The 26,435-nt window shown below is 45.5% G+C and carries 26 protein-coding genes and 4 tRNA genes; 17 read left to right on the top strand and 13 right to left on the bottom strand.

The window, feature by feature from the left end; translation table 11 throughout:
- The first annotated feature begins 274 nt into the window (after positions 1-274).
- Entirely contained in the window at positions 275-1,039 is a 765-nt protein-coding gene (locus tag BUB86_RS08355; protein ID WP_139261524.1) for a hypothetical protein, read from the top strand.
- Between the two features lie 33 nt (positions 1,040-1,072).
- Here BUB86_RS08355 and BUB86_RS08350 read toward each other — a convergent pair whose 3' ends face one another.
- Both BUB86_RS08350 and BUB86_RS08345 read right to left on the bottom strand, forming a co-directional pair.
- Entirely contained in the window at positions 1,073-1,909 is an 837-nt protein-coding gene (locus BUB86_RS08350) for a transporter substrate-binding domain-containing protein (protein ID WP_073208272.1), read from the bottom strand.
- Positions 1,906-2,334: an acyl-CoA thioesterase gene (locus BUB86_RS08345; RefSeq protein ID WP_073208269.1), complete on the bottom strand. Its 429-nt coding sequence runs from the start codon at positions 2,332-2,334 to the stop codon at positions 1,906-1,908. The genes BUB86_RS08350 and BUB86_RS08345 overlap by 4 nt, the downstream gene beginning before the upstream one ends.
- Positions 2,335-2,673: 339 nt before the next feature.
- On the opposite strand from BUB86_RS08345, the gene BUB86_RS18290 reads away from it, so the two are divergent.
- Positions 2,674-3,828 carry a nitroreductase family protein gene (locus tag BUB86_RS18290; RefSeq protein ID WP_073208266.1) on the top strand — a complete coding sequence of 385 codons (1,155 nt, stop codon included), beginning with the start codon at positions 2,674-2,676 and terminating at the stop codon, positions 3,826-3,828.
- A gap of 477 nt (positions 3,829-4,305) precedes the next feature.
- On the opposite strand, the gene BUB86_RS08335 is transcribed toward BUB86_RS18290, so the two are convergent.
- The 4 genes from BUB86_RS08335 to BUB86_RS08325 form a co-directional block, all read right to left on the bottom strand.
- Positions 4,306-4,593 carry a DUF4298 domain-containing protein gene (locus BUB86_RS08335; RefSeq protein ID WP_073208263.1) on the bottom strand — a complete coding sequence of 96 codons (288 nt, stop codon included), beginning with the start codon at positions 4,591-4,593 and terminating at the stop codon, positions 4,306-4,308.
- 213 nt (positions 4,594-4,806) lie between these two features.
- Positions 4,807-4,977, bottom strand: a complete 171-nt coding sequence (locus BUB86_RS17620) for a hypothetical protein (protein ID WP_175549448.1) — start codon at positions 4,975-4,977, stop codon at positions 4,807-4,809.
- Positions 4,974-5,510, bottom strand: a complete 537-nt coding sequence (locus BUB86_RS18130) for a nitrous oxide-stimulated promoter family protein (RefSeq protein WP_073208469.1) — start codon at positions 5,508-5,510, stop codon at positions 4,974-4,976. Before BUB86_RS18130 ends, BUB86_RS17620 begins: the two co-directional genes overlap by 4 nt.
- Before the next feature lie 189 nt (positions 5,511-5,699).
- Positions 5,700-5,897 carry a DUF6440 family protein gene (locus tag BUB86_RS08325; RefSeq protein WP_073208467.1) on the bottom strand — a complete coding sequence of 66 codons (198 nt, stop codon included), beginning with the start codon at positions 5,895-5,897 and terminating at the stop codon, positions 5,700-5,702.
- 249 nt (positions 5,898-6,146) lie between these two features.
- On the opposite strand from BUB86_RS08325, the gene BUB86_RS08320 reads away from it, so the two are divergent.
- Positions 6,147-6,953, top strand: a complete 807-nt coding sequence (locus BUB86_RS08320; protein WP_073208259.1) for a YqiA/YcfP family alpha/beta fold hydrolase — start codon at positions 6,147-6,149, stop codon at positions 6,951-6,953.
- 47 nt (positions 6,954-7,000) lie between these two features.
- On the top strand, positions 7,001-7,915 hold the full coding sequence (locus tag BUB86_RS08315; RefSeq protein WP_073208255.1) for a metallophosphoesterase: 915 nt from the start codon (positions 7,001-7,003) through the stop codon (positions 7,913-7,915).
- 262 nt (positions 7,916-8,177) lie between these two features.
- Here BUB86_RS08315 and BUB86_RS08310 read toward each other — a convergent pair.
- From BUB86_RS08310 to BUB86_RS08290, 5 genes are all read right to left on the bottom strand, one after another.
- Positions 8,178-8,250 (bottom strand) — tRNA-Lys (locus BUB86_RS08310).
- A 43-nt stretch (positions 8,251-8,293) separates the two neighbouring features.
- A tRNA-Lys gene (locus BUB86_RS08305) sits at positions 8,294-8,366 on the bottom strand.
- 104 nt (positions 8,367-8,470) lie between these two features.
- On the bottom strand, positions 8,471-9,955 hold the full coding sequence (locus BUB86_RS08300) for a DUF5687 family protein (RefSeq protein WP_073208252.1): 1,485 nt from the start codon (positions 9,953-9,955) through the stop codon (positions 8,471-8,473).
- 3 nt (positions 9,956-9,958) lie between these two features.
- The gene (locus BUB86_RS08295; protein ID WP_073208250.1) at positions 9,959-10,573 is read right to left on the bottom strand and encodes a LolA-like putative outer membrane lipoprotein chaperone; all 615 of its coding nucleotides are present in this window, start codon (positions 10,571-10,573) and stop codon (positions 9,959-9,961) included.
- A 4-nt stretch (positions 10,574-10,577) separates the two neighbouring features.
- Entirely contained in the window at positions 10,578-13,013 is a 2,436-nt protein-coding gene (locus tag BUB86_RS08290) for an FtsK/SpoIIIE family DNA translocase (protein ID WP_073208247.1), read from the bottom strand.
- Between the two features lie 89 nt (positions 13,014-13,102).
- On the opposite strand from BUB86_RS08290, the gene BUB86_RS08285 reads away from it, so the two are divergent.
- The 4 genes from BUB86_RS08285 to BUB86_RS08270 are packed head-to-tail and all read left to right on the top strand — an operon-like array spanning position 13,103 to position 16,621.
- A complete protein-coding gene (locus tag BUB86_RS08285) occupies positions 13,103-13,756 on the top strand; it encodes a 3'-5' exonuclease (protein ID WP_073208244.1) in 654 nt (217 codons plus the stop codon).
- Positions 13,737-14,909, top strand: a complete 1,173-nt coding sequence (locus BUB86_RS08280; RefSeq protein ID WP_073208241.1) for a class I SAM-dependent rRNA methyltransferase — start codon at positions 13,737-13,739, stop codon at positions 14,907-14,909. Before BUB86_RS08285 ends, BUB86_RS08280 begins: the two co-directional genes overlap by 20 nt.
- 2 nt (positions 14,910-14,911) lie before the next feature.
- Positions 14,912-16,225, top strand: coding sequence for a tRNA lysidine(34) synthetase TilS (tilS, locus tag BUB86_RS08275; protein WP_073208238.1), 1,314 nt, complete (start codon positions 14,912-14,914; stop codon positions 16,223-16,225).
- 3 nt (positions 16,226-16,228) lie between these two features.
- On the top strand, positions 16,229-16,621 hold the full coding sequence (locus BUB86_RS08270) for a hypothetical protein (RefSeq protein ID WP_073208235.1): 393 nt from the start codon (positions 16,229-16,231) through the stop codon (positions 16,619-16,621).
- Between the two features lie 166 nt (positions 16,622-16,787).
- Here BUB86_RS08270 and BUB86_RS08265 read toward each other — a convergent pair whose 3' ends face one another.
- Together BUB86_RS08265 and rho are read right to left on the bottom strand one after the other, a co-directional pair.
- The gene (locus tag BUB86_RS08265; protein WP_073208232.1) at positions 16,788-17,219 is read right to left on the bottom strand and encodes a low molecular weight protein-tyrosine-phosphatase; all 432 of its coding nucleotides are present in this window, start codon (positions 17,217-17,219) and stop codon (positions 16,788-16,790) included.
- The gene (rho, locus tag BUB86_RS08260) at positions 17,219-19,186 is read right to left on the bottom strand and encodes a transcription termination factor Rho (RefSeq protein ID WP_073208229.1); all 1,968 of its coding nucleotides are present in this window, start codon (positions 19,184-19,186) and stop codon (positions 17,219-17,221) included. The genes BUB86_RS08265 and rho overlap by 1 nt, the downstream gene beginning before the upstream one ends.
- Before the next feature lie 164 nt (positions 19,187-19,350).
- On the opposite strand from rho, the gene yihA reads away from it, so the two are divergent.
- The 9 genes from yihA (at position 19,351) to glmS (ending at position 26,394) form a co-directional block, all read left to right on the top strand.
- Complete coding sequence (yihA, locus tag BUB86_RS08255; protein ID WP_073208226.1) at positions 19,351-19,956, top strand: ribosome biogenesis GTP-binding protein YihA/YsxC; 606 nt, start codon at positions 19,351-19,353, stop codon at positions 19,954-19,956.
- On the top strand, positions 19,949-21,733 hold the full coding sequence (gene abc-f / locus BUB86_RS08250) for a ribosomal protection-like ABC-F family protein (RefSeq protein WP_073208222.1): 1,785 nt from the start codon (positions 19,949-19,951) through the stop codon (positions 21,731-21,733). The genes yihA and abc-f overlap by 8 nt, the downstream gene beginning before the upstream one ends.
- The gene (gene recR / locus BUB86_RS08245; protein ID WP_073208219.1) at positions 21,730-22,347 is read left to right on the top strand and encodes a recombination mediator RecR; all 618 of its coding nucleotides are present in this window, start codon (positions 21,730-21,732) and stop codon (positions 22,345-22,347) included. Before abc-f ends, recR begins: the two co-directional genes overlap by 4 nt.
- A 12-nt stretch (positions 22,348-22,359) precedes the next feature.
- A complete protein-coding gene (locus BUB86_RS08240; RefSeq protein ID WP_073208215.1) occupies positions 22,360-22,785 on the top strand; it encodes a hypothetical protein in 426 nt (141 codons plus the stop codon).
- Positions 22,782-23,621 (top strand): glycosyltransferase family 2 protein, encoded by an 840-nt coding sequence (locus tag BUB86_RS08235; protein ID WP_073208212.1) that lies wholly within the window; start codon positions 22,782-22,784, stop codon positions 23,619-23,621. Before BUB86_RS08240 ends, BUB86_RS08235 begins: the two co-directional genes overlap by 4 nt.
- Entirely contained in the window at positions 23,618-24,121 is a 504-nt protein-coding gene (locus BUB86_RS08230; RefSeq protein ID WP_073208209.1) for a GNAT family N-acetyltransferase, read from the top strand. The genes BUB86_RS08235 and BUB86_RS08230 overlap by 4 nt, the downstream gene beginning before the upstream one ends.
- Positions 24,122-24,219: 98 nt before the next feature.
- Positions 24,220-24,293 (top strand) — tRNA-Asp (locus BUB86_RS08225).
- A gap of 30 nt (positions 24,294-24,323) precedes the next feature.
- Positions 24,324-24,397, top strand: a tRNA-Asp gene (locus BUB86_RS08220).
- Between the two features lie 152 nt (positions 24,398-24,549).
- Positions 24,550-26,394 (top strand): glutamine--fructose-6-phosphate transaminase (isomerizing), encoded by a 1,845-nt coding sequence (glmS, locus tag BUB86_RS08215; protein WP_073208206.1) that lies wholly within the window; start codon positions 24,550-24,552, stop codon positions 26,392-26,394.
- Positions 26,395-26,435 lie beyond the last annotated feature (41 nt).

Below are 26,435 nucleotides of genomic sequence, written 5' to 3'. Positions count from 1 at the left end.
CAGCCTCTGCGTTGCCTTTCCAAATATAGTGAAGTGTCAGCCAGTCAACTGCCGTACCTTGATTATACAGGTAGCCAAAGTCGCAGATATAAGTGATGCTGCTGGGTGTATATTATAACCTACTATTTTGATACCGGTATCAAAAAAAAATAGAAGAAATTGCAAATATTACAGAATAATATGTATCTTTGCAACAGAAACCTAAAACACCTATATAAGTATGAACAAAATGATGAAATGGATGATGGCCGCCATCCTGATTTGCGGCGCAAGTGTGTTCACGGCATGTTCGAGCAACGATGACAACCCGACGACACCCGACTTCAATCTCAGCGAGATGATTATCGGGAAGTGGATGCCTGCGGGGCTCGATGGGAAACCCGTGCTAACCGACAAGAAGGCTGTTTACACCTTCGTCTCGGCCACCAAGGCCTATATGAGCGTATCTACCAACCCGCAGCAAGGCGAAGAAACTGTGTGGAACGACCAGAAAGAACTTGACGTCGCCATCAGCGGAAACACGATGATCCTCACCAACCAATCCGACGAGCATACCACAATGGTAGAGGAGTTCTGCTTCACTGCCATCAGCGGCAGCGAGTTTACGGCTAACCACAAGCTGACCGTGAAGGTTGACGGTTCCGTGGTGCTTTCAAACGAAGGAGTCATTCGATTCGAGAAAACTACCGCCGACTACACTGAGCCTATCCTCGGCCTGTGGGAGTGCACAGGGCTGACGGGCATCGAGACGTACAACGACGCGAACGCACGGCTGGAGTTCATGGCCGACGGCACCTACCGCTACTATCGCAAGGAAGAAGGCGGGCAGTGGCAGGCCGTAAGCACCCGCGAGTTCCAGGACTACTTCGTAGACGGCACGCTGCTGGCCACCCGCTGGAAGAACCAGAGCGAGGAGGAGCTGCGCGAGTGGTGGGAAATAGCCTCGCTAGCCGACGGACAAATGCAGTGGACCGCCCTGCGCCAGAACACCGACGGCTCCACCATCCAGCAAACAATGACATGGACGAAGGTGGAGTAAGAACCCCAGTTCAGCAATAATCCTATTTATATCTTAATACGCGTAAACTAATCCGTACTTCTCATGCAAGCTACGGAGGGTGCCATCAGACTTCATCTGGGCGATTACGGCGTTGACAAGGGTGAGGAGATCGTCCTGTCCCTTGCGCATTAGCACACCAATTTCACCATGAGTGAAAGGCTTGTTTAGGAGAGGGGCTGCAAGGCGTGGGTCATTCTGCACATACCACGGAGCCTCGGTAATTTCGGTAATCATCACGTCGGCATGGCCTTCAGCCACCTGATTAGGAATTTCCTCGTTCTGCTGATAGACGATAATCTGAGCGTGAGTAAGGTTCGCATTGGCAAACTTCTCGTTAAGTCCTCCCGGATTCACCATCACGCGCACATCAGGCTTGTCTAAATCTGCCAGCGACTGGTAGCGGTCGGCATCGGCGGTACGGCAAAGGATGGTCTTGCCATTGGCCAGATATCCGTCACTCATTAGCATCGTCTCCTTTCGTGTGTCGGTAATGGTGATGCCTCCGATGGCGAGATCAAATGTCTGTGGTTCTGCCTGCACATCAGCTGTCAGCGTTGGCCATGAAGTATTTACGAATTCAATGCCTACACCGATGCGCTTGGCTATCTTCTGTGCAATTTCGATACCGAAGCCCCAATAGTTGCCGTTGGCCTCGCGGTACGAGAGAGGACGATAGTCGCCTGTGGTTCCTACCAACAACTTGCCTCGCTCAGTAATGCGTTGTATGGTGGGCTGTTGTATTTCAACAACAGGATTATCGTTACTGCTGCAGCAGCAAGTAGTTATGCAAGCGCCGCTAATGCAAAAGACGGCAGCAAGCAGCAAGATCCATGTTTTTCTCTTTTTCATTTTAGCCCTTCATAATTATTAATAGCCTGGCGCCACTCGTCAGGAAGAGGAATGGTTTGTTGGTGCTCCAAATCGTATAGCACCATGATCGATGTGCAGTGGCTTTTAACTTCCTGAGTATCAGCATCAATAATGTCCTGCTCAAGATGAAAACTCTTGTTTCCTATCTTGGTTATGCGGGTACGTCCGGCAATATGGTTATTGCCTTTAATCTGAGAAATAAAATCAGCCTCAATCTTCACTACTACAATAGCCAGCCGCTCCCAATCCACATCCTTGCATACGGTAGCAATATAGTCTGTTTTTGCTGTGTCATAGAACTGAAAATAGATAGTATTATTGACGTGGCCGAACTTGTCAACGTCATTGAATCTTATCTGTAATGGTATGATATGTTTATACCCGTTATTTATTTCTTCTACCATCTTTTTACCTTAGTCTTTATGAATTGGCTGCAAAGGTAATCATTTAAAATGGGTTTATTGGCATTCTTATCCTTAAAAATCAAATAATCTAATAGAAATTGACATAAGTCTAACACACTTCTGGGAATTTCCTGAATAGCGGCTCGAAATGTGCCTAAAAATAATATCTGTACGAGGTTTCCTTCACCGCGATAATACTCTAATTCCCTATCCTAGTTATGCGGGTGATATGGGATTCTCTTTTTTCATATAATCAACAATTATCGTTTAATAATTAGGTTGTTCACGATAATTTTGTTATCTTTGCAGCAGAAATTAAACATAACTAAAAAGACTCGTATGAAAAGAACGTTTTTAAGCCTATTGGCATTGGTAAGTGTGCTGACGCTCTCGGCACAGAGTGTGTATGATTTTAAGGTGAAAGATGATACAGGTAAAGAGGTGTCGCTAGCCAAGTATAAAGGTAAGGTGCTGTTGATTGTGAATACCGCAACCCGCTGTGGATTCACACCGCAGTACAACGAGCTACAAGCACTCTACGAGAAATATCAGGGCGAAGGATTGGAGATTCTGGATTTCCCCTGTAACCAGTTCGGCCAGCAGGCTCCTGGCACTATCGAGGAGATTCACGAGTTCTGCTCGGCCAATTTCAATATCAAGTTTCCGCAGTTCGACAAGATTGATGTGAATGGTGCCAACGAGCATCCGCTTTACACCTATCTGAAGTCACAGAAAGGCTTTGGCGGATTCGACCTCAACGACAAGACGGGCAAACTGCTCGACGATATGATGCGCAAGCGTGATGCTAACTACGACAAGAACTCTGATATCAAGTGGAATTTCACCAAGTTTCTGGTATCGGCTGACGGACGCGTGCTGAAGCGCTATGAGCCCACAGACAAGATGGCCGATATCGAGGCTGATGTGCTGATGGAGGTGAATCCCGTGCTGAGCAATATCATGGCGCGCCGATCCATCCGCAAGTATCTTGATAAGCCTGTAGAGCACGCTAAGCTTGAAATTGTGGTGCGTGCAGGCATCAATGCCCCAAGTGCCGTTAACCGTCAGCCTTGGATAGTTCGCGTGGTTGAGGATCAGAAGCTGATTGCTGACGTAACCGAGGTTTACAAAGAGGCAAATGCCGAAATGGTGAAGCGCGATAAAGACTTCAAGAATATGTTCCGCAATGCGCCTAACCTGATATGTGTTTGCACACCGGCAAATGGTGGTGGTGAGTTGGATGCAGGCCTGTTGGGCGAGAACATGATGCTGGCAGCTCAGTCTATCGGCCTCGGTACATGTTGCCTGGGTGGTCCTGTACGTTTCCTGTTGTCAAACGAGAAATGCAAGTTCTTCCTCGACCGTCTTGACATCCCCGAGGGATATAAGCTGAACTACATCCTTGCCATCGGCTATCCCGATGAGCAGCCCGCTGCCAAGCCCCGCGATGCTTCGAAGGTGAAATATCTGCAGAAAGCCCAAGAAGGCACGTAAGCCCCGCAATCAAAAAAGGCTCGTTTCACAACGAACCTTTTCCTTAATTACTTAAAAAACTAAATTAATCAACCATAAACCTTAACCATTAAAATCTGATGCAAAGATACAAAATAAAAATCATAGTGATGTTCACTTATCGTTTAATTATGTTCAAAATGAGCGAAATCACTGATTTTAATCATTTTCCTACCCATTTTGAACATCCACCCTAAAATCTATAGACTTTCTGGCTATGGAAGCCAATGAAGATACTCATGAAGAGAACGAAAGAGAGGAGCGCCACGAAAATGGCGAGTATGATGACTTTGATGATGAAGACGATGAATGAAAATCCCACTTTTTAGGTATTGCAAATACGGATAAATCCCCGTACCTTTGCACCGACAAAGTTTTAGCCAATTGTTCATATAAAGTATTTGTTTAGTTATATACGAATTTAGGCCTGTCGCGATGACAGGCCTTTTTCAGTATTAGTCATTTTGATAAATCCTGCATTCTTTCTTTGATGGCGCGTATCTCTTCAAGAAGATTCCAAACGCCATCCTCTGACAATACACCGCGTTTCAAATCTGGGGGCAAGAATCCTTTCTCATCATCGAGGAAGTCCTTCTTCCATTCTTCACTGCCATAATACGCCTCGAGTGCTTTCACGCTCTCCTGAACCTGGGCAAACTCTTCAAGTGAAGAGGAAAGCCTGTCCAGCACTTCGGAAGCACGTTCAAAATGCTTCTCAATCTCTTCTATACGTTCCCTTTGATTCATGCTGCAAAGATAAGCTATTTCTCTTATTTCTGCAATAAAACTGGCACATTATTGAGATTTTGAGAAATAATCCTTTGGCCATCAGCATAAAATGATGTATCTTTGCCCCCAAATAGAAGATATATGAAGAAAGATAATACGCCGATTGATGGCACCGCCTACACGCTGGCCATCTTCATTGACGGCCTCGTATGCTTCGGCACCTTCTGCCTTTTATGACTGATAGAAGTCCTTGTCAGGCAGCACCTGCCACTGATTTGTTTCTTCTGCTGCATCTTTGTTATATGCTTCGAAACCATGTTGGAAGGCTTCTTGCATTTCCTCTTTGAAAACTATGGTATGCTCCTCAGAGAGTCTGACAAGTCGGATGAAGCTATTTGTCATGATTGTTGTTTATTGCGTTTGAACTTATTCTTGAGTCGTTTATATCCTTCGACGCCCAGAATGGTTAGACCTCCATACTGACAGGTCTTTGCCAGTCCGAAGAGCACCGTCCAAAGGATGCCTTTTGCCGTAACGCTGATAGGTAATAGCATCTGGGCGAAGGATAATATATAGAAGGGGATGCAGCATAGCAGTACGATGACTCCCGTCCTGAACGAGAGCGACTGCAGCCAATGCTTCATGTTATAGAATGTGTGAACGATGGCATCTTTTGGAGAATACAGAATCATTCTTGGGCCTGCCCAGCGCATGATTTCACGAATCTGCTCACGCTCTTTTGACGCATAGCAATGCGTTGGACAGTTCTTGCATGCAGTCTTGTTTTCACCATATTTGCAATGGTCGAGACGGCGACATGCAAACTCTGCCAGATGTTGATACTCTTCTGGCATGGTTTCCACCTTCAGATGATGATGGCAATATAGCTCTATCATCCTCTGGACGGTCTGTTTCTCGCGCTCAATCCTGTTCATTCCATTCTTTGCCATTTGAACTTTGTTCGAACTCCATCACGACTCGGCAATGTTTAAGTAAACTTGACATTGCTCTCGCTGTTCTGTCGTTTCATTTCTTCACCTTCCTTGTCATACTGTTTACGCTTGCCTGTAGGAGGCTCTGTCAGGGTAATCTCTGCTTGCTTTTCTCATTTGATTCCTTATGTATTACATCTTATCTATGATCTCATTTGGTGGAGTAATTACCGGCTTACCAGCTTTATCGAGCAAAGGGGTAAGTCCACCTGCATATCCATGCTCTACAAATAGATAGTTTACACCTGTCTCTTTATCAATAAGGATACTTGCATCCTTCATGATGCCGTTCTGGACTTTCTCCCAAATAAAACGCTTATTGTTTGCCATAATCATTATCTTTTTAAAATCCCTGCAAAAATACACATTTATTCAATAACAACAAACAAATCTCCCATTTAATTCGTATCTTTTCTAAAACTCTCCCCATTTCTTACCGCATCCACAAGCCAAAGCGTTTTCAGTAAAATCGTACTCACTTTTCTCGAAATATTGGGCAAGCCGTGAGGTTTCCCCAATATTTTTTGTACCTTTGTCACCGTTTTTAAAATATGAATAATTAATAAGGATAAAGAAGAATTGAAAAAAATACTATTCTTACACGGCTTTTTTGCCAGTGGTCAATGTGTGCCCGCTAAGGCAATAAAGGAAGCTTTCGAAGGCAAGGCTGTCGTTCTTACTCCAGACATGCCTCTGCACCCAAAGGAAGCTCTGGCCTTTATTCGCAGTCTATGCGACAGCGAACAACCAGACATTCTTGTCGGCAACAGCTGCGGCTCCTTTTATGCCCAAATGATTGCACCAATCATCGGCGTTCCTGCATTGCTCGGCAATCCTCATTTCAAAATGACTGAGTTCCTGCAGCCACGTATCGGTGCTCATCAATACAAATCGCCGCGAGCCAATGGTAATCAAGACTTCATCATCGAAGAAGCATTGATTCAGGAATTCGCAGAGCTGGAAGCTCAGCAATTCAACTGCTGCTCACCATATTATAAAGATCGTATATGGGGTATTTTTGGTGAACAAGACTCATTAGCTCATTTCGAGCCGCTTTTCCTCGAGCATTATAATCAGTCATACCATTTCCCTGGTGCCCATACGCCCACCGAACAGGAAACAAAAACTTGGTATGTTCCAATGATTGAGAAGCTCCTGATGACATACCCTATAGAAGAAGGCAGAATTCGCTATTTTCAGCACTTCAAGGGCGGAAAATACCGCTTCGTCCACACAGCTCTAGATAGCGAAACGCAGGAGCGTGTTGTTATTTATCAGGCGCTCTATGGCAACCACCAATTCTGGGTTCGTCCTGAACGAATGTTCTTCGAAATCATTGAGCGCGACAATAAGCGATTCAATCGTTTCACTGAAATTGATTTATAGCTAATCAAAAGGTTGCCAACCGCAATGGTATTGTTACTCCAAGTGTTGTGCTGCTCGGAGGCGACTACGTAGGCAGTGGTCCTGATGCAGGAGATACTGGACAACCAGCCTTCACACTTGCCGACCTCCGATCAGAGATTTTCTCATCACTCGATCCTAACAAGACAGAGGTATTCTTTACTTACGGCTCACATGACCGGAACTGCACCGATGGCTATTCAGCCTTCTTTAGTGGTCCCCATCGGTGCAATGGCTATTATATCTATGGTATCAGCTACGCTCAAATGGCTTATGCCACTGACTCGTTGACACGAGCTGCAGTAGCCCTTTACGATGAGCAAGGTGATAACATTCCAGGCAACAATCCACCACCTGCTAATAATGATAGTACCATGCCAATGCCACAGCAACCATCTGGCGGTCTGCGCGCATACAATGGTATCGACATCGCCGACCCTTACTGCATTTCAGCCGAATCGGCCTCTGCTCGCTTCGCGGCATGGGCTGACACACTAAGCGGTCACGACCCAATCATCGTAATGTCACACGTACCTATTCACGCTTCTCGTAATGACAACCCCGGTGGGCTACGCTGGTTCAACACCCTTAGCCGTGCCGCCCAGAAGCACGACATTGTCCTACTGTTTGGACACAATCACACCCTCGAAGAACGAGGCAACTCGTCCGACTCAGGCATGTACCTTCTCGCTCCTGGTGATAGCATCACCGTACAAGGTGACAGCGTTCAAGGCGCACAGCGCCAACAACTTCCGTTCACCTATGCCAACGCTGGCTACCTCAAGCTTGGCTGGTGCACGCTTATCACCTTCAACGACACCGATGCCGACGGCCATCCTGACTACTTGCAGCTGCGCCGTTTCAGCGCCATCGGTGACAAAGCCACCCTTTTCGGTTCCACCGACAAGCCAAATCCTTGGCTCATCACCTTAAAAGCAAAATAGCCGAAAGAGGCAGCGCATAAAGCCCCGCCACATTCGCCGGGCCACTTGTTACATGACACTTTGGAGAGCATAGGCGCTGCTGATGCGGTATACGGCAACGCTTCAAAGCTGGTAACAAAAAAAGTTCCAATTGAACTGTGAGGTTCAACAATAACTTTTTTATGAACGAACTGGCTTATTTTAGATAGGTTTCAGGCGTAAGCGCCTGATTATAAAACAAAAGCAGCAAACACCTGTGTGTCTACTGCTTTATTCTTCTTAGTACACCCGCAGAGGCTCGAACTCTGGACACCCTGATTAAGAGTCAGGTGCTCTACCAACTGAGCTACGGGTGCATCGTTTTTTCAATGAAAAAGAAGGTCGCTTTCCTTCTTAAAGTACACCCGCAGAGGCTCGAACTCTGGACACCCTGATTAAGAGTCAGGTGCTCTACCAACTGAGCTACGGGTGCATCATTTTTCGCTTTGTATCAACTCTCTTGCTGATTTGCGGGTGCAAAGGTACTAACTTTTTTTTATTCCACCAAACTTTTTCGCGATTTTCTTTCAAAAAAGGCTAAAAATCTCGTGTATTCATGAATCCTTCGAGGTTTTCATACCTTCTTTTCATCATTCGGTTGTAAATATTGCGAATCCACAAGTGGTTGGTTACAATGAACGCCAGACCCAATACACACATAAATATATAGGTATAAGTGAGGCCTACTAACAGATAACCAAGACCGGTGATGGCAACAGGACCAATCAGCGCAAACATCTCGATGGCTATCTGGGCTCCATTCTCGAAATTGCCCTTAGCAGTAACCTTGAGCTGCAAGGGGAGGGTCTGCTTGTTGTAAACAGCCAACTGGAAGATGATGAAATGCAGGAAGCCGGCTGTTATCAGCATGTAGGCAATGACCATCAGCAGGGTGTATTTGCCTGCAAACACTGCTGGCAGCATGATAACAAACGGAATGATGAGAACACAAGTATAGAACCAGAACTTAGCTTGCAGCAGGGCAATCAGATTCTCACGGTGCATCATCAGCAGCTCGATGTAGTTGCCCTCCTGACCCATAATCTTGATAAGGGCCGTCATGCCGTAAAGGGCAAAGCAATAGATACACCAGAAGTTCTGCATCAGCTCGTTGTCGTAGATGCTGGTATAGGATACTAACAGCGTGAATACTACCACAGCCACCAGACTGGAGATGCAGCGGGTGCGCATGGTTTTATTGCGGATGTTAGACTTGAGTTCAATCTTGAGATACTCGCCAACCAGACCAAAGCGATTGAAGAAGGCAAACTGAGATACATGCTTGAGCTGGCGCTCGGCCTTCTTAGATATCTCCTCGTACACGTATTTGAACTGGAAATGGCGGTTGACAAAGAACAGGCCAGCAATGACCAGCAGCAATACTGGCAGGAACCACCACGACATGCCTACGCTGGAATAAAGATTGAAAACCTTATCGAAAGTACTGGCCTTAGGCTTGAATACCAAAGGTATGAAGGGTAGGGCATAGAGTGCTACGGCAGGGATGAACCACCACACGGTACGATTGATAAGTGTGCGGAAGAACAAGTAGATCTGACTGTTCAGAATGATGAGCAGCTGGGCTGTCAACACCTCATAGAATACCAGCCAGAAGCCCTCGCCAGCAAAGAGAAGTATGATGGCATAAGGCACAAACATGAAGAGCCATAAGAAGTTGTAGCCGCTGATGTGCTGGCCCATGAGGAAACACTCGATGGCGGTATAGCGCGAGATGGGTTGCAGAATGTAAGGCTTAACCATCATGCCTGGCGTGGTCTGCACGATGAATCGCAACAGATAGTCGATGGCCAGATAGATGATAGCGGCTCCAAGCATGAAGCCAGCAGCGCCCTCAGCAGCTGCACCGGCAATGCATCCATACATGATAAGATAGACAGCAAACATGGCTGCCCCGAAATACATTAATCCTTTGGCCCATTTGTTTTGTTCGAAAGCTGGGCTGCGCTTATAGCTAAGGTTCGTATTCTTACGAAGAAGACGATAGAGTTGAAATTTGTTCATATTTTATCTGAGGTCGATGATTTCTGCTTTTGGAAAATCCTTTGAGTTAAAACGGAACTGACTGTCGGAAAGGCTCTCCTTCTTGATATTCGTAATGTCGAAGGTGGTCCACTTTTTACCCTGCAGCATTTTTACCTGTACGGGCTGATAGGTCTTTTTATTAACCGACACGAAGAGCTCCTTGATTTTGCGTTCTGCCGAGTTGGCCGTCAGGTGAACCACGTAGTTATTGCCCGAGGCGTTCATGGTGTATGCATAGCCGCGCTTATAGAGATTGATGAAGTTGTAGGGATTGATGGCCTGCAACTGCGACTCGGTAGGATTGCTTACGTTTACCTCGTCGTTGTTCTTCATATAAGTCCATTGAGTCTTGCCGTCGAACCAAACGGTGGCCTGAGGCGTGGTAGCATAGAACTTCTTGCCCTTGATGGCGATAGAACCGGATGTGCTGCCGCTTGTGGCAGTCATCTTGAAGTTAGCTTTTACGCCTTGCTTGGCGGTAATAGTAGCAGCAGCCTTGTCGAGAACATCTTTGGCTGTCTGGGCGTTTACTGAAACGAATGAGCAGCTGAAAGTAAGAAATGCGGTTATAGCTACTCGGATGATTCCTGTATTCATCTTTTTATCTTAAACTATTTAGAAGGTTATTTAAACTGTTTTCATCCTGAATGAGCACCTCACGGGGTTTAGAACCCATAGCTGCGCCCACAACGCCAGCTCTTTCAAGCTGATCCATCAGTCGGCCGGCACGGTTGTATCCGATGGCAAACTTACGCTGAATGAGCGATGTAGAGCCACTCTGGTTAACCACAATCAGTCGTGCTGCATCGTCGAATAATGGGTCGAGGTGCGCCATATCCACATCCTTGTCGCCACCATCGCCCATATCAGCCTCAGGCATATCGGGCTCGGGCAGTTCGAATGGAGCGCCATAGCTCTGCTGATCGCTGATATACTCATTGATGCGCTCAACCTCGGGCGTATCGACAAAGGCACATTGAACACGCTCGGGCTCAGAACCGCCAACAAGTGCCAACATATCGCCTCGGCCGATGAGCTGCTGAGCGCCTGTGCGGTCGAGAATGGTCTTAGAGTCGATACCGGCCGAAACCTTGAAGGCAATACGGCTTGGGAAGTTGGCCTTGATGGTACCGGTGATGATGTTGGTGGTAGGACGCTGGGTAGCGATAATCATGTGGATGCCCACGGCACGAGCCAGCTGGGCAATACGAGCGATAGGCAGCTCAACCTCCTTACCTGCGGTCATAATCAGATCGCCGAACTCATCGATTACTACCACAATATATGGCAGGAAACGATGCCCGTTGTTAGGATTCAGCTGGCGGGCGATGAACTTCTGGTTGTATTCCTTGATGTTATGCGCGCGGGCTGATTTCAGCAGGTCGTAACGGGAGTCCATCTCCTTACAGAGCGAGTTAAGCGTGCGAACCACCTTGCTAACATCGGTGATGATAGGATCGGCCTCTTCATCGGGAACCTTAGCCAGGAAGTGGTTGGCAATAGGCTCGTAGAAACTGAACTCTACCTTCTTAGGGTCAACAAGTACTATCTTGAGCTCGGCAGGATGCTTCTTATATAATAAAGAGGTAATGATAGCGTTGAGACCAACTGACTTACCCTGACCAGTAGCACCGGCTACCAGCAGGTGAGGTGCCTTGGCCAGATCGAACATAAACACCTCGTTAGTAATCGTCTTACCGATGGCGCAAGGCAGCTCCATCTTTGACTCCTGGAACTTCTTAGAGTTCAGGATCGACTCCATCGATACGGTAGAGGGCTTAGCGTTTGGCACCTCGATACCCACGGTACCCTTACCGGGCATAGGAGCAATGATACGAATGCCGAGAGCTGCCAGCGAGAGGGCGATATCGTCCTCAAGGTTTTTAACCTTCTGGATGCGCACACCCTGAGCCAGGGTAATCTCGTAGAGGGTGATAGTAGGGCCAACGGTGGCCTTGATGCTGCTGATTTCAACACCAAAGGTCCGCAGCACCTCAACAATACGGTTCTTGTTGGCAGTCTGCTCAGCCATATCGATATAAGGCTTGCCGTCGTTATCGTATTTCTTCAGCAGGTCGAGCGTGGGGTAGTGGTAGTTCTCAAGATCGCGCTTCGGATCGTAAGGCTCCATGCTATTGACATCCTCAACCAGAGTCTTGGCGTTGGCTGTTTCGGTGTCGCCTTTGGCCACTTCGACCTCCATGCCTATTTCGTCGGTATTCTTGGTATCAGTAATTTCAGGCTTGGGCTGTTTTACTACAGGACCTTCCTTGATATTGCTGTCTTCATCGCGATAACCCTCGTCGATAACAACAGCACCACCTTTATCGTCGAAGATAACCTCGGATTTACCAGGATCATCGAACACCAGATTCTCTTCGGGTTCAGACTCTATATCGTCAGTATTGTCGCTAGGTTTTGCAACCGTGAATTTTACCTTATTAATATAGAGAGTAGGGTTAAGCATCTTACGGATAAAGATGACGGTTGCCGCGCTGAAATAGGTGAGAAACGCTACGGCTATAAGGGCCAGAATGGCCGTAAGACCAGGCGCACCAACCAGATTGCCAATGTAATGGCTGATATACATGCCGTGATCGCCTCCAGGACAGAAGCTTGAGTCGACAAAAAGTGGCTGGAGGAATGTGGCCAGCGCTACCGAAGCCCAAATCATGAGCAGAGTTACGGAAAGACACCATTTGAGCAGGTTTACACGATATGCCTTCATGAGATGGATGGCTGCAACGAAAAGCAGTAACGGAATAAGAAAAGCAGGCAAACCGAAGCAACGCTTGATTAAGAACCATGATGCATAGGCGCCCAAGCTTCCGCAAGTATTGGCAAATTCATGATGCTCATTGAGCACCTCGCCATCACGAGGTTCTTCAATAAGGGTTTGGTCGGCCGCACCCGTAGAGAAATACGATACGAATGCGAAACACAAGTAAATTGAAATACCGAAAAGTATGGCACCCAAGATAAAACTCAAGCGCTCTTTATTGTCGTTGTTTGTACTCTTTTTCTTAACCTTCTTCATACAGTTTATGATATTTTCGTGCAAAAGTAGCTGAAAAAAATAAGATTTCATCATAAATCGGGATTTTTTTTATATTTTTGCACACAGAAATGAAAAAGTTGATACAAAATAAGGTAGATAAGAAGACAATTGCTAACTATCCCAGGGTTAATTTCCCAGGCAGAATCGTTGTGGTTCTGTCGGCTGTAGAGGCTGAACGTGCAGTTGATTATCTTTTGTCACAACCTGTGCTTGGCTTCGACACGGAGACTCGACCAAGTTTCAAGAAGGGTGTGCATCACAAATGTTCGCTGTTGCAGGTATCTGCTGCCGATTGCTGTTTCTTGTTCCGCTTGAACTACATCGGCATGTGTCCCGCAGTGAAGCGCCTGCTTGAAGATACCAAAGTGACAAAAGTAGGACTGGCTTGGAGCAACGATGCCCACGGGCTGCAGGAACTGGGCGAATTCAAGATGGGCACATTTGTTGACCTGCAGGATATGGCCCGCAAGATAGGAATAGAGGATCAGAGTTTGATGAAACTATATGCCAATGTGTTTGGTGAGCGCATCAGCAAACGAGAGCAGCTAACCAACTGGGAGCGCGACGTACTTGAGGATTCGCAAAAGCGTTATGCCGCTATCGACGCATGGGCTTGTGTAAGATTATATAGTGAGTTTAAAAGAATGTTGGAACATAATGACTATGAGCTGGTTATAGTTCCAGAAGTAACAAATAAGAAAGATGAAGAAAATATATCTTAAACGTGGTAAGGAAGAGAGTTTATTGCGATTCCATCCTTGGGTATTCTCGGGCGCCATTCAGCAGGCCGACGAAGATTTGAAGGATGGCGATCTGGTTCGCGTGCTTACAAATCATGGCGATTTCATCGCTGTGGGTCATTTCCAGAAAGGTTCGATAGCCGTGCGAGTTCTTTCGTTCCGCGACGTAACTATAGATGCAGAATTCTGGGCTTCGCGCCTGGCTTCGGCATTACAAGTGCGCCAATCCATCGGTATTGCAGACAATCCGCAAAACAACACATATCGTCTGGTTCATGGCGAGGGCGACAACCTGCCAGGACTGATTATCGACGTTTACGATCGTACCGCAGTTATGCAGGCTCATAGCATAGGCATGCACTTGTGCCGTAAGGAGATAGCCGAGCAGTTGGTAAAGGTTATGGGGCATCGTATAGACAATGTTTACTATAAGAGCGAGACCACGCTGCCATTTATGGACGATATGGAGAACGGCTTTATTTACGGCGGTTCTGAGGATAATGTGGCACTTGAGAATGGTTTGAAATTCTATGTGGACTGGTTGCGCGGACAGAAGACCGGATTCTTTGTTGACCAACGCGACAACCGTTCGCTGCTTGAGAAGTATTCGGCAGGTAAGAGCGTGCTGAACATGTTTTGCTATACCGGCGGCTTCTCGGTTTATGCTATGCGTGGAGGCGCTAAGCTGGTGCACTCTGTAGACAGCAGCGCTAAAGCCATTGAGCTAACCAACCGCAACGTTGCTCTGAACTTTGAGGGCGATAAACGCCATGAGGCCTATTGCGAAGATGCATTCAAATATCTGGAGCAGGCTGGCAACAATTACGATTTAATCATTCTTGACCCTCCTGCATTTGCCAAACATCGTGGTGCTCTGCACAATGCACTGAAAGGATATACCCGCCTGAATAACAAGGCGTTCCAGAAGATACAGCCAGGCGGAATACTCTTTACGTTTAGTTGTTCGCAGGTGGTTACAAAGGAGCACTTCCGTAATGCAGTATTTACTGCAGCTGCTCAAGCCGGACGCAAGGTGCGCATTCTGCACCAGCTGCATCAGCCCGCCGATCATCCTATTAACATATACCACCCAGAGGGCGAATACCTGAAGGGACTTGTTCTGTTCGTAGAATAGTCATGTTATCCAGAATTCAGCATTTCATCGAGAAGAATCATCTTCTAGACATCCACAATCTTTATCTTGTGGGACTAAGCGGTGGGGGCGACTCTGTGGCTTTGATGCTGATTCTGCGAGGTCTGGGATACCAGATTGAGGCTGCGCATTGTAACTTTAAGTTGCGAGGCAACGAGAGCGACAGAGATGAGAATTTTGTACGCGAATTGTGCAAGAAGCACTCTATAAAGTTGCACGTAATCCACTTTGACACAACAGAATACGCCAACTTACATAAAGTAAGCATCGAAATGGCTGCACGCGATTTACGCTATGGCTATTTCAGGCAGTTGTGTAAGGATATCGGCGCCGAAGGCATCTGTATTGCTCACCATCGTGACGACGCCGTTGAAACCTTACTGATGAATCTTCTACGAGGAGCAGGAATCCATGGGCTGACCGGTATTCGTCCGAAGAACGATATCATAGTACGACCGTTGCTTTGCCTAAGTAGGGCAGAGATTACAGAATATCTAGATTCCATCGGACAAACCTATGTTACCGACTCAAGCAATCTAGTAGACGATGTACTTCGCAATAAGATACGCCTGCGCGTATTACCTCTTCTCGAAGAAATCGCACCTGGCGCTACAGCCAACATCGATAAAACCGCCAATTATCTGCGCGAGGCTGAGAAGGTTTACGATGCCGAAATGGTGCAAGAACAGATTGCCTTGAAGGCTGATTCTGGCGAAATGATGATTTCTTATCTTTTCAAACAGCCATCTCCCTCAGCATTTCTGCATGAGTGGCTGATGCCATTAGGATTCAATTCATCACAGACAGAACAAATTCTAGGTGCAGTAAACGGCGAACCTGGCCGGGAGTTTACATCGCCAACTCACACCTTGGTGATTGATCGCGAAAAGCTGATTGTAGAACCTATCAGCAAGCCGATGAAATCGATTAAGATTCCAGAAGTTGGCACATATCGCTACGATGAATCGACGACTTATAAGTTTGAAATTACAGACGAGATAAACATCTCTAAATCGGCTGGTGTTGCTACAGTTGATGCGGATAAGGTAGAATTTCCGCTTACTGTGCGTCCGATAGAGAATGGCGATTGGTTTATACCATTCGGTATGACAGGGCGAAAGCTGGTGAGCGATTATCTGACAGATAGGAAGTTCACCATCTTACAGAAGCGCCGACAGTTGACTTTGACCGATGCCTCTGGGGCTATCGTGTGGCTTGTAGGTTGCCGCACAGACAACAGGTTTAAGGTATCTTCTGAAACCACAAAGATATTACGTATAACATATAAACTTGACTAAGCAATGAAGAAATTCTTGATTTTCCTGGGCATTATCGCAGTTATTGCTGTAGCCCTGATGGCTACAACACCCGACAGACAACAGCATGCCGACACCATCAAATCAGTGATATCGGGTGCTGTAAATGCAGAATTACGCGATAATAACATAGACGGGCCGTTGGCATCTATTGCTTCGGTAGCTGCAACAACGGCTGTAGACCAATATCTGAATACCAGTTTCCTAGTACGCGACCATCGTTTCTATAGCTTGGGATTCATAGACTACAACAATGAGTTCCAACTAGTTTCGGTAGGTGTATTAAATCACGTATATACGCTAAATGAAGAACAGGCTCGTGAGATGATAAAGAAGAAATTGAGTCCTCTTGATTTGATGAAAGATAAACTGAAATAGAAAGTCATAGCTATTGCAATATAAAAGGTATGGCTATATAAAGTAAAACAACTTGTTTTGGTGTTGAAAACCTTATGTTTTAGATGAAAGATGCATAGGTTTTACTGATCAAAACAAGTTGTTTTGCATTGTGATGGATATGGTATTAATAATTAAAACATGTGGTTTATAAGTCTAAAAGCGTCTTACAACCTTTTAGAACATCTTGCCAAGTAGCCTCAAAGTCGCCTGTGTACCATGGGTCGGCTACGTCTTTATTGACGAGTAACGGATGAATCTTGCCTTCAGGATCTCCTCCGCAGATGCGTTCCATGTTTCGCAGATTCCATTGGTCCATTCCAATCAACAAATCAAAACGGTTATAATCAGCGCGGGTCATTTGGCGTGCTGAATGTCCATCGCAACGAATGCCGTGTTCGGCCAATTTGCGGCGGGCAGGTGGATATACCGGATTACCAATCTCCTCAGTAGAAGTAGCGGCTGACTCGATCAGGAATTGATCGGTCAGCCCCTCTTTCTCTACTAAGTATTTCATGACGAACTCTGCCATCGGACTGCGGCAGATGTTACCGTGACATACAAATAATATTTTCTTCATTATCCGTTCATCGACATTAGGAACTCCTCGTTACTACGGGTTGTAACAAGTCGGTCGCGAATAGTGCTCATTGCCTCGATTGGGTTCATATCAGCAATAAACTTGCGGATAATCCACATGCGGTTCAGTGTTGTATCGTCAAGCAGCAGATCGTCGCGGCGAGTTGACGACAGAACCAAGTCGATAGCTGGGAAGATGCGCTTGTTAGAGAGCGAACGGTTAAGCTGGATTTCGCTGTTACCAGTACCCTTGAACTCCTCGAAGATAACTTCGTCCATCTTAGAACCGGTATCAACCAGAGCTGTGGCGATAATGGTAAGCGAACCACCACCCTCGATGTTACGAGCAGCACCAAAGAAGCGCTTAGGCTTCTGTAGGGCATTACTATCTACACCACCGGTAAGAATCTTACCAGAAGTAGGAGCAACGGTATTATAGGCACGGGCCAGACGGGTGATAGAGTCAAGGAAGATAACTACATCGTGGCCGCACTCAACCATACGCTTTGCCTTCTCCAAGACGATACCGGCAATCTTAACATGACGATCGGCAGGCTCATCGAATGTTGAAGCAATTACCTCGGCATTAACAGTACGGGCCATATCTGTTACCTCCTCAGGGCGCTCATCGATAAGCAGCATCATGATATAAGCCTCAGGGTGGTTGGCAGCAATGGCATTGGCAATATCCTTCATCAACACAGTCTTACCTGTCTTTGGCTGAGCCACAATCAAGGCACGCTGACCTTTACCGATTGGCGAGAAGAGGTCAACAATACGCACACTTGGATTGACGGTAGAACGATCGCCACAAAGATTGAACTTCTCTTCTGGGAAGAGTGGTGTAAGATGCTCGAATGCTACACGGTTACGCACCTCACCAGGGTCGCGACCATTGATAGACTTCACATCTGTCAGGGCAAAGAACTTCTCGCCATCGTGAGGTGGGCGTACCTTGCAATCTACAACATCACCTGTCTTCAGACCATATTTCTTAATCTGCTGCGGCGATACATAAACATCATCGGGCGATGAGAGATAGTTGTAATCGCTCGAACGCAGGAATCCATATCCATCCGAAAGCATCTCGAGCACACCATTAGCATCAATCAGATCAGCAAAGTCAAAACGTGGCTGAGGATTGGGTGCAGGACGATTGGCAACTGGGGCTTCGTTGATTTGCGGAGCCATTGGACGGTCGAAGATGTCAAGGGTAGGGATAGCAGCCTGATCTTCGATGGGAATGTCGACAATTGTAATAAAGTCGGTTCCATCACCAGGATCACCTAACCACACACCATTTTCGTCTACTTCGTCAGTCAGGGGATCATGCTTCTCTTCTGCGAATTCCTCGGGCTCCTCAGGAGCGGGAGCAACAAGCTTGTTAGCAGCCATTTTCTCACGTAACTGTTCTATAGCATTTGGTGTGGCTTCGTCATCGTTACCTGAACCAACGGCAAACTCAGCAGCCTCGGGCACAACGAAATCCTCGGCAGCTGCCTGCATCTCTTCATGAGCGCTAGCCTCAGCAGCTGCAGCTTCTTCTGCAGCCTTTCGGGCAGCAGCCTCTTCTGCTTCTTTCTCTGCCTTGCTTTTACGTCCACGCTTCTTAGGCTTTTCTGCCACAGCAACAGTTGCCGATGTCTCTTCTGCTGGTGCTTCTATAGGCATGTCGGCAAATAACGATGGGGTTTCGGTTTTCTTACGTGTGCGGTTCGACTTAGAGTCGAGGTTCTCACCATCCTCACCGTTAACTGTATAAACTCGGCTTGTATCTTTCTTAGCAATACGTGTACGTTTGCGTTTGGGCGCATCATCGGCACTTGCGCTGTTCTCAGCAGCCTTGTCAAGTATGGCATAGACAACGGATTCCAACTGGTCATCTGGCGAAACCTTGATGCCAAGCTGGTCGGCAATACCCACAAGCTGGGGTATGTCCATAGATTCTAGTTCTTCTTTTGTATACATACAATATGTACTTAAATTAATTCTTATTTCGAAAAAAACGAGTGGAAATGCTTCGCGACTGGAAGCATTGTTTTGGAAAAACGATGCAAAGGTACGCATATTTTTGCGAACCACCAAATATTTTCGTTTTTTTTTCTTATCTTTGCACCCAAAATAGATATATAATGGAAATTAAGAAAGCAGAATTTACACTTAGTGCTCCAATGGAGTCGATGTGTCCGAAGGATACTAAGCCCGAGTATGCATTCATTGGCAGATCGAATGTAGGCAAGTCAAGTTTGATTAATATGCTTACAGGAAAGAAAAATCTGGCAAAGACTAGTGCTACTCCGGGTAAGACGTTGTTGATAAACCATTTCATCATTAACAATGAATGGTATCTGGTTGACCTACCTGGTTATGGATTTGCCAAGCGTTCAAAAAAGGAGATTCAGAAACTTGAGCAGATGATTAACGGATATATTCTGCAGAGAGAGCAACTGGTGAATGTGTTTCTGCTAATTGATATCCGACTGGAGGCACAGAAGATAGACCTAGAGTTTATTGAATGGCTTGGCACAAGTAGCGTTCCCTTTGCCATCATATTTACTAAGGCCGATAAGCTGAGTGCATCAAAGGCAGCACAAAATGTAGCTGCATATAAAAAAGTGCTCAGCGAGACCTGGGAGGAGTTGCCGCCGATTTTCGTCACATCTTCGGAGAAGAAACAGGGGCGTGATGAAGTGCTTGATTATATAGAAGGTATCAATAATGAGCTGAAAAATGGCTAAAGAGATACCTTATTTAGACGTACAACACCTAACGAAGTCGTTTGGCTCGTTAGTGTTATTTAATGACATTAGCTTTTCGGTTTCCGAGGGACAGAAGGTTGGATTGATTGCTAAAAACGGAACTGGTAAGAGTACACTGCTTTCTATTCTGTCTGGCAAAGAGGGTTATGATAATGGCGAAATCATCTTTCGTCGTGATCTTCGCGTGGGTATGCTTGAGCAGTCGCCCGACTTTGATCCAGCCGAGAGTGTTCTCGATGCCTGCTTTAATCATAAAGATGACCCAGAGAAGGTGTTGAAAGCCAAACAGATTCTTACCCAGCTTAAGATTCGCGACCTTAATCAGCCAATGGGACAACTTAGTGGCGGACAGCAGAAGCGTGTAGCTTTAGCAAATGTACTGATTACCGATCCTGACTTGCTGATTCTGGATGAGCCTACTAACCATCTAGATCTGGAGATGATTGAATGGCTTGAAGGTTTCTTGAATCGAGGCAACAAAACCCTGCTGATGGTAACTCACGACCGATTCTTTCTCGATCGTGTCTGTTCTGTTATTTTGGAGCTAGACGATCAGACTATCTACAGCTATCGCGGCAACTATAGTTATTATCTAGAGAAACGCCAAGAGCGTATCGACAATCGTCGTGCAGAGATAGCGAGAGCTAACAATCTGTATCGCACAGAGTTAGAGTGGATGCGTCGCATGCCTCAGGCTCGTGGACATAAAGCCCGCTATCGCGAAGAAGCCTTCTATGAACTCGAGAAAGTGGCTAAGCAGCGTATTGAGGAACGCCAGATACGACTGAAATCACGTAATGTATATATTGGCTCTAAAATCTTTGAATGCCAATATGTATCAAAGGCCTTTGATGAAAAGGTTATACTGAAGGACTTCTACTACAACTTCTCGCGATTCGAGAAAATGGGTATCGTAGGTAATAATGGTACCGGCAAGTCTACATTTATAAAAATGCTGCTAGGTCAAGTGGCTCCTGATACAGGAAAATTTGATATTGGTGACACCGTTCGTTTCGGCTATTTCTCGCAGGAGGGATTGCAGTTCGACGATCAGATGAAGGTGATAGATGTTGTAAAAGATATTGCTGAATATATAGATATGGGGGGCGGTAAGCACTTCTCAGCATCACAATTCCTACAGTATTTTCTGTTTACCCCCGAACAGCAACATAACTATGTTTATAAACTGAGTGGAGGTGAGCGTCGTAAGCTTTATCTCTGTACGGTTCTGATGAAGAACCCCAACTTCCTGGTACTCGACGAGCCTACCAACGACTTGGATATTGTAACGCTACAGATTCTTGAGGAATATCTGCAGGATTTTCCAGGTTGCGTGATTGTTGTAAGTCACGACCGTTACTTTATGGACAAAGTTGTAGACCATCTTTTAGTGTTTAATGGTGATGGAGATATAAAGGATTTCCCTGGAAACTACACACAGTATCGCCAATGGAGTCAGCTTCAACCTAATGAGCCCAAAGAGTCAAAGGAAACAAAAACAGATAAAGAAACAAAAACTGCACCTGAGAATAATACCCAGCAGAAACGCAAACTCACATACAAAGAGAAACGTGAGTTGGAACAACTTGAGATTGATATAGAAAAACTTGAAACAGAACAACGCGAACTTGAAGAGGCTTTATGCAGCGGAACTCTTTCGGTTGATGAACTGACAGAGAAGAGCAAACGTTTGCCACTACTTAAAGACGAACTAGATGAGAAATCAATGCGTTGGTTAGAACTTTCAGAGATATGATACAGCAACAATACCCATCACAGTTACTGGAAAAGGCCGTACAAGAGTTTTCGAAACTTCCCGGTATTGGTCGAAAGACTGCTTTGCGCCTTGTGCTCTGGATGCTTCGTCAGGACGATGCTGATATAGCCAGTTTTGCCGAAGCAGTTAGTAAACTGAAGGCCGAAGTGAAATACTGTAAGGTTTGCCATAATGTCAGCGATAGTGATATTTGTCCTATTTGTGCCGACCATCGTCGTGATCAGACTACGGTTTGCGTAGTTGAAAACATTCAGGACGTGATGGCCATTGAGAATACCCAGCAATTCCAAGGACTCTATCACGTGCTCGGCGGAGTCATCTCGCCAATGGACGGAATGGGGCCAGCTGATATCGAGATTGACTCGCTGATTAATCGAGTAGGCGAGGGTGAGGTGCAGGAGGTTATTCTAGCACTTAGTCCTACGATGGAGGGCGATACAACGAACTTCTATATTTATCGCAAGCTTGCCCCCCTTGGGGTTAAAGTCAGCGTGATAGCCCGTGGCATAGCTGTAGGCAACGAACTTGAGTATGCCGATGAGGTTACACTTGGACGCTCAATCACCAACCGCACATTATTTGAAGAAAAATAAAAACTATAGAATATGAAAGAGACAAGAAACCAATTGATGGCTGTATTTATATTTGCATTACTATTTGCAATAGGTGCGGTAGTGCTTTATGAGACCGGCTTCATGGAATCAGGCTTGTTTGTAGAACAAAAGAATTCCGAATTCCTTCTTACTGCGCTCATGGAGTTGTTAACTCTTGGTGGTGTGTTTTTAGCTTTGCGCTTGTTTAAATTCCCCAAAGTACACCAAGATCTTGTAACCAAGAAGGAACATGCTCTATTTAAGTGGGGCATTCTGCGTTTGGCTCTTCTATTGATTCCTATGGTGGCTAATACCTATTTATATTATATGTTCATGAATACCACCTTTGGCTACATGGCAATCATCCAGTTGCTTTGTTTGCCTTTCGTATTCCCCACCATGAGCCGTTGTCAATCTGAGGTTGAATCAGAAGAATGAAACTATCTGTAGTCATTGTTAACTATAACGTTCGACAATACCTTACTGCTTGTATTGATAGTGTCGCACTAGCTCTTAAAGATGTTGAGAGCGAAGTATTTGTTGTGGATAATAACAGCACGGATGATAGCGCAGAGGTAATAGCCCGAGATTATCCATGGGTACACCTTATTAATAATATAGAGAATCTTGGATTCTCAAAGGCAAACAATATAGCCATACGACAGAGTATGGGAGAATATGTCTTGTTGCTAAATCCTGATACAGTTGTAGCCGAAGACACTATACGTAACGTCCTTACTTTTATGGACGAACATCCTGAAGCTGGAGCTGCAGGCGTTAAGATGCATAATGCCGATGGCACCCTAGCTCCTGAAAGTCGTAGAGCTATACCAACACCATGGGTAGCTGCCCGCAAAATGCTGGGATTTACCAGGCGTTATTATATGAGCCATCTCTCGTGGGATGAACCTGGACAGATTCAGGTTGTTAGTGGAGCCTTCTTTATGGTTCGTCGTAAAGCACTAGACCTGATAGGACTTCTCGATGAGGATTTCTTTATGTATGGCGAAGATATCGACCTATCATATCGACTATTAAAGGGAGGATGGCAGAACTGGTATCTACCTTATTCTATTATACATTATAAAGGGCAGTCGACCAAGAAATCTGATTTTCGTTATGTGCATGTGTTCTATCAAGCCATGCTCATCTTCTTTCGCAAGCATTATAGTCATCTTAGCTTTTTCTTTACGCTGCCAGTAAAGTGCGCTATATATTTTCGCGCCTCGTTGGCTTTAGCTGATATAATACGTAAAAAACTACATTTAGGATGAAACAGATAAAACTGAGAGCTATCGAGCCTGAAGACCTCGATCTTCTTTATCGCATTGAGAATGATGTGGAGCTTTGGAATGTTGGTACTTCTAACGTTCCTTATTCACGTTATCTGCTCCACGACTATGTGGCAAATGCAAAAAACGATATCTATACCGATCGACAGGTACGTATGATGGTAGAGAATATAGAAGGAAAAATAGTTGGAGTTGTTGATCTTGTCAACTTCGACCCTGCAAATTGTCGCGCTGAGGTGGGGCTGATTATATTGAATTCTTATCGTCGTCAGGGGTATGGTACCGCTATTTTAAACAAGATTTCTGATTACGCACTAAGGATTTTGCATCTTCATCAGCTTTATGCTTATGTTGATACCAATAATAAACCATCAATTCTGTTGTTCAAAAAAGCAGGTTTCCAGATTGGTGCAGAAATCAAAGATTGGCTCTTTGATGGGGCAAAATATAGCGATTCTGTGCTCTTTCAGTATGTTTTTTAGAAAAAAATGCGATTTAATCGCAAAAAAGTGCCGAAAAGTTTTGGTATTTCCAAAAATATCACTACCTTTGCACCCGCAATTAAGCAAGAGAGCTTTAAGGTGCGTTAGTTCAGTAGGTTAGAATGCCTGCCTGTCACGCAGGAGGTCACGAGTTCGAATCTCGTACGCACCGCAAGTTTTTTTTCATTCGTTCCATAGTAATGGTGCGTTAGTTCAGTAGGTTAGAATGCCTGCCTGTCACGCAGGAGGTCACGAGTTCGAATCTCGTACGCACCGCAGAGAGTCCACCCAGATGTGAATCTTGGTGGACTTTTTGTTTTATGTAAGAAAATACAAAGATTTTTTAGCAAAATGTTTGTGGTTTCGGATTTTTATTGTAATTTTGCAGCCGAAATTACAATATATACGACAAAACGACAAAACAGGTTATGTGTGGAATCGTAGGATACATCGGGAATAAAGAAGCTTTCCCAATACTAATAAAAGGCTTACGCCGACTGGAATATCGAGGTTACGATAGCGCCGGTGTAGCACTCATCAACGATAATGGCGACTTGAATGTTTACAAGTCGAAAGGTAAAGTCGACAATCTTTGTGAATATTGTAACGATAAGAATATTAGCGGTACTATAGGTATTGCTCATACCCGTTGGGCTACACATGGTGAGCCTTCATCGCGTAATGCGCACCCACATTATTCAGAAAGCAAGAATCTGGCAATAATACATAATGGTATTATAGAGAACTACGCCGAGTTGAAGGAAAAACTTCAGACTAAAGGCGTACACTTCGTCTCTGATACAGATACCGAGGTGCTGGTACAGCTCATCGAATATATTAAGGAACATAAGCAGCTTACTCTTTTGGAGGCTGTTCAGGTTGCTTTGTATCAGGTTATCGGTGCTTATGCTATAGCAGTACTTGACAAGCGTGATCCGGATCAGATTATCTGTGCACGTAAGCAGAGTCCACTGGTTGTGGGTATAGGTGAGGATGAATTCTTCCTCGGCTCAGATGCAAGCCCAATCGTGGAGTATACCGACAAGGTTGTTTATCTCGAAGATGGTAACATTGCTGTTATCCGTCGTGGCGAGGATCTTCATGTGGTTAATATACATGGTGAAGATCAGGAGCTGGCAGTTAAGACTGTTGATATAGATCTCGGACAGATTGAGAAGGGTGGTTATCCGCACTTCATGCTGAAGGAGATCTTCGAACAGCCAGAATGCCTTACTAACTGTATGCGCGGACGTGTTAACGTAGAGGCTGATCATGTTACGCTTTCGGCTCTTATCGATTACCGCCGCCAACTGGTTAACGCTAAGCGTGTGGTTATCGTAGCCTGCGGAACATCTTGGCATGCAGGTCTTATCGGTAAGCAGATTATAGAGACGCTCTGCCGCATACCGGTTGAAGTAGAGTATGCATCAGAGTTCAGATATCGTAACCCAGTTGTAACCAAGGACGATGTTGTTATTGCTATCAGCCAGAGTGGTGAAACTGCCGACACCCTTGCCGCTGTACAGTTGGCTAAGGAGAAGGGCGCATTTATATATGGTATATGTAATGCCATTGGCTCAAGTATTCCACGTGCCACCGATACTGGTACATACATCCACGTTGGTCCTGAGATTGGCGTTGCTTCTACCAAGGCCTTTACTGGTCAGGTAACTGTACTTACAATGTTTGCCCTCGCATTATCCGAGGCAAAGGGTACTGTAAACCGCAAGGAATATCTTGAGATTGTAAAAGGTCTTAGTGAGATTCCTACGAAGATTCGTGAGGTGCTGCAGACCAACGATAAGGTTGCTGATTTGGCACGCACATTTACATATGCACATAACTTCCTCTATCTTGGTCGTGGATTCTCATATCCAGTTGCTTTAGAAGGTGCATTGAAGCTCAAAGAGATATCGTATATACATGCAGAAGGTTATCCAGCTGCAGAGATGAAACACGGACCTATCGCCCTTATTGATTCTGACATGCCGGTAGTTGTAATCGCTACACATAACGCGATGTACGAAAAAGTTCTATCGAATATTCAGGAAATTAAAGCACGTCAGGGTAGGGTCATTGCTTTGGTATCTAAGGGTGACGACACCATTTCTAAGATTGCCGATGAGGTGATTGAACTTCCAGACGTTTTGGAGTGTCTCGAACCATTGGTTGCAACGATTCCTCTTCAGTTGTTGGCTTATCACGTTGCTGTTTGCAAAGGTAAGAACGTTGACCAGCCGAGAAACTTAGCAAAATCTGTTACTGTTGAATAAATAGAGGGCGATTCGTTTTTTAACGTTTCGCCTTTTTTCTA

It is taken from the genome of Xylanibacter ruminicola, from assembly GCF_900142525.1.
Taxonomy (GTDB): Bacteria; Bacteroidota; Bacteroidia; order Bacteroidales; family Bacteroidaceae; genus Prevotella; species Prevotella ruminicola_A.
The sequence above is the reverse complement of the archived record's forward strand: the minus strand, read 5'-3'. Positions and strand labels throughout refer to the sequence as shown.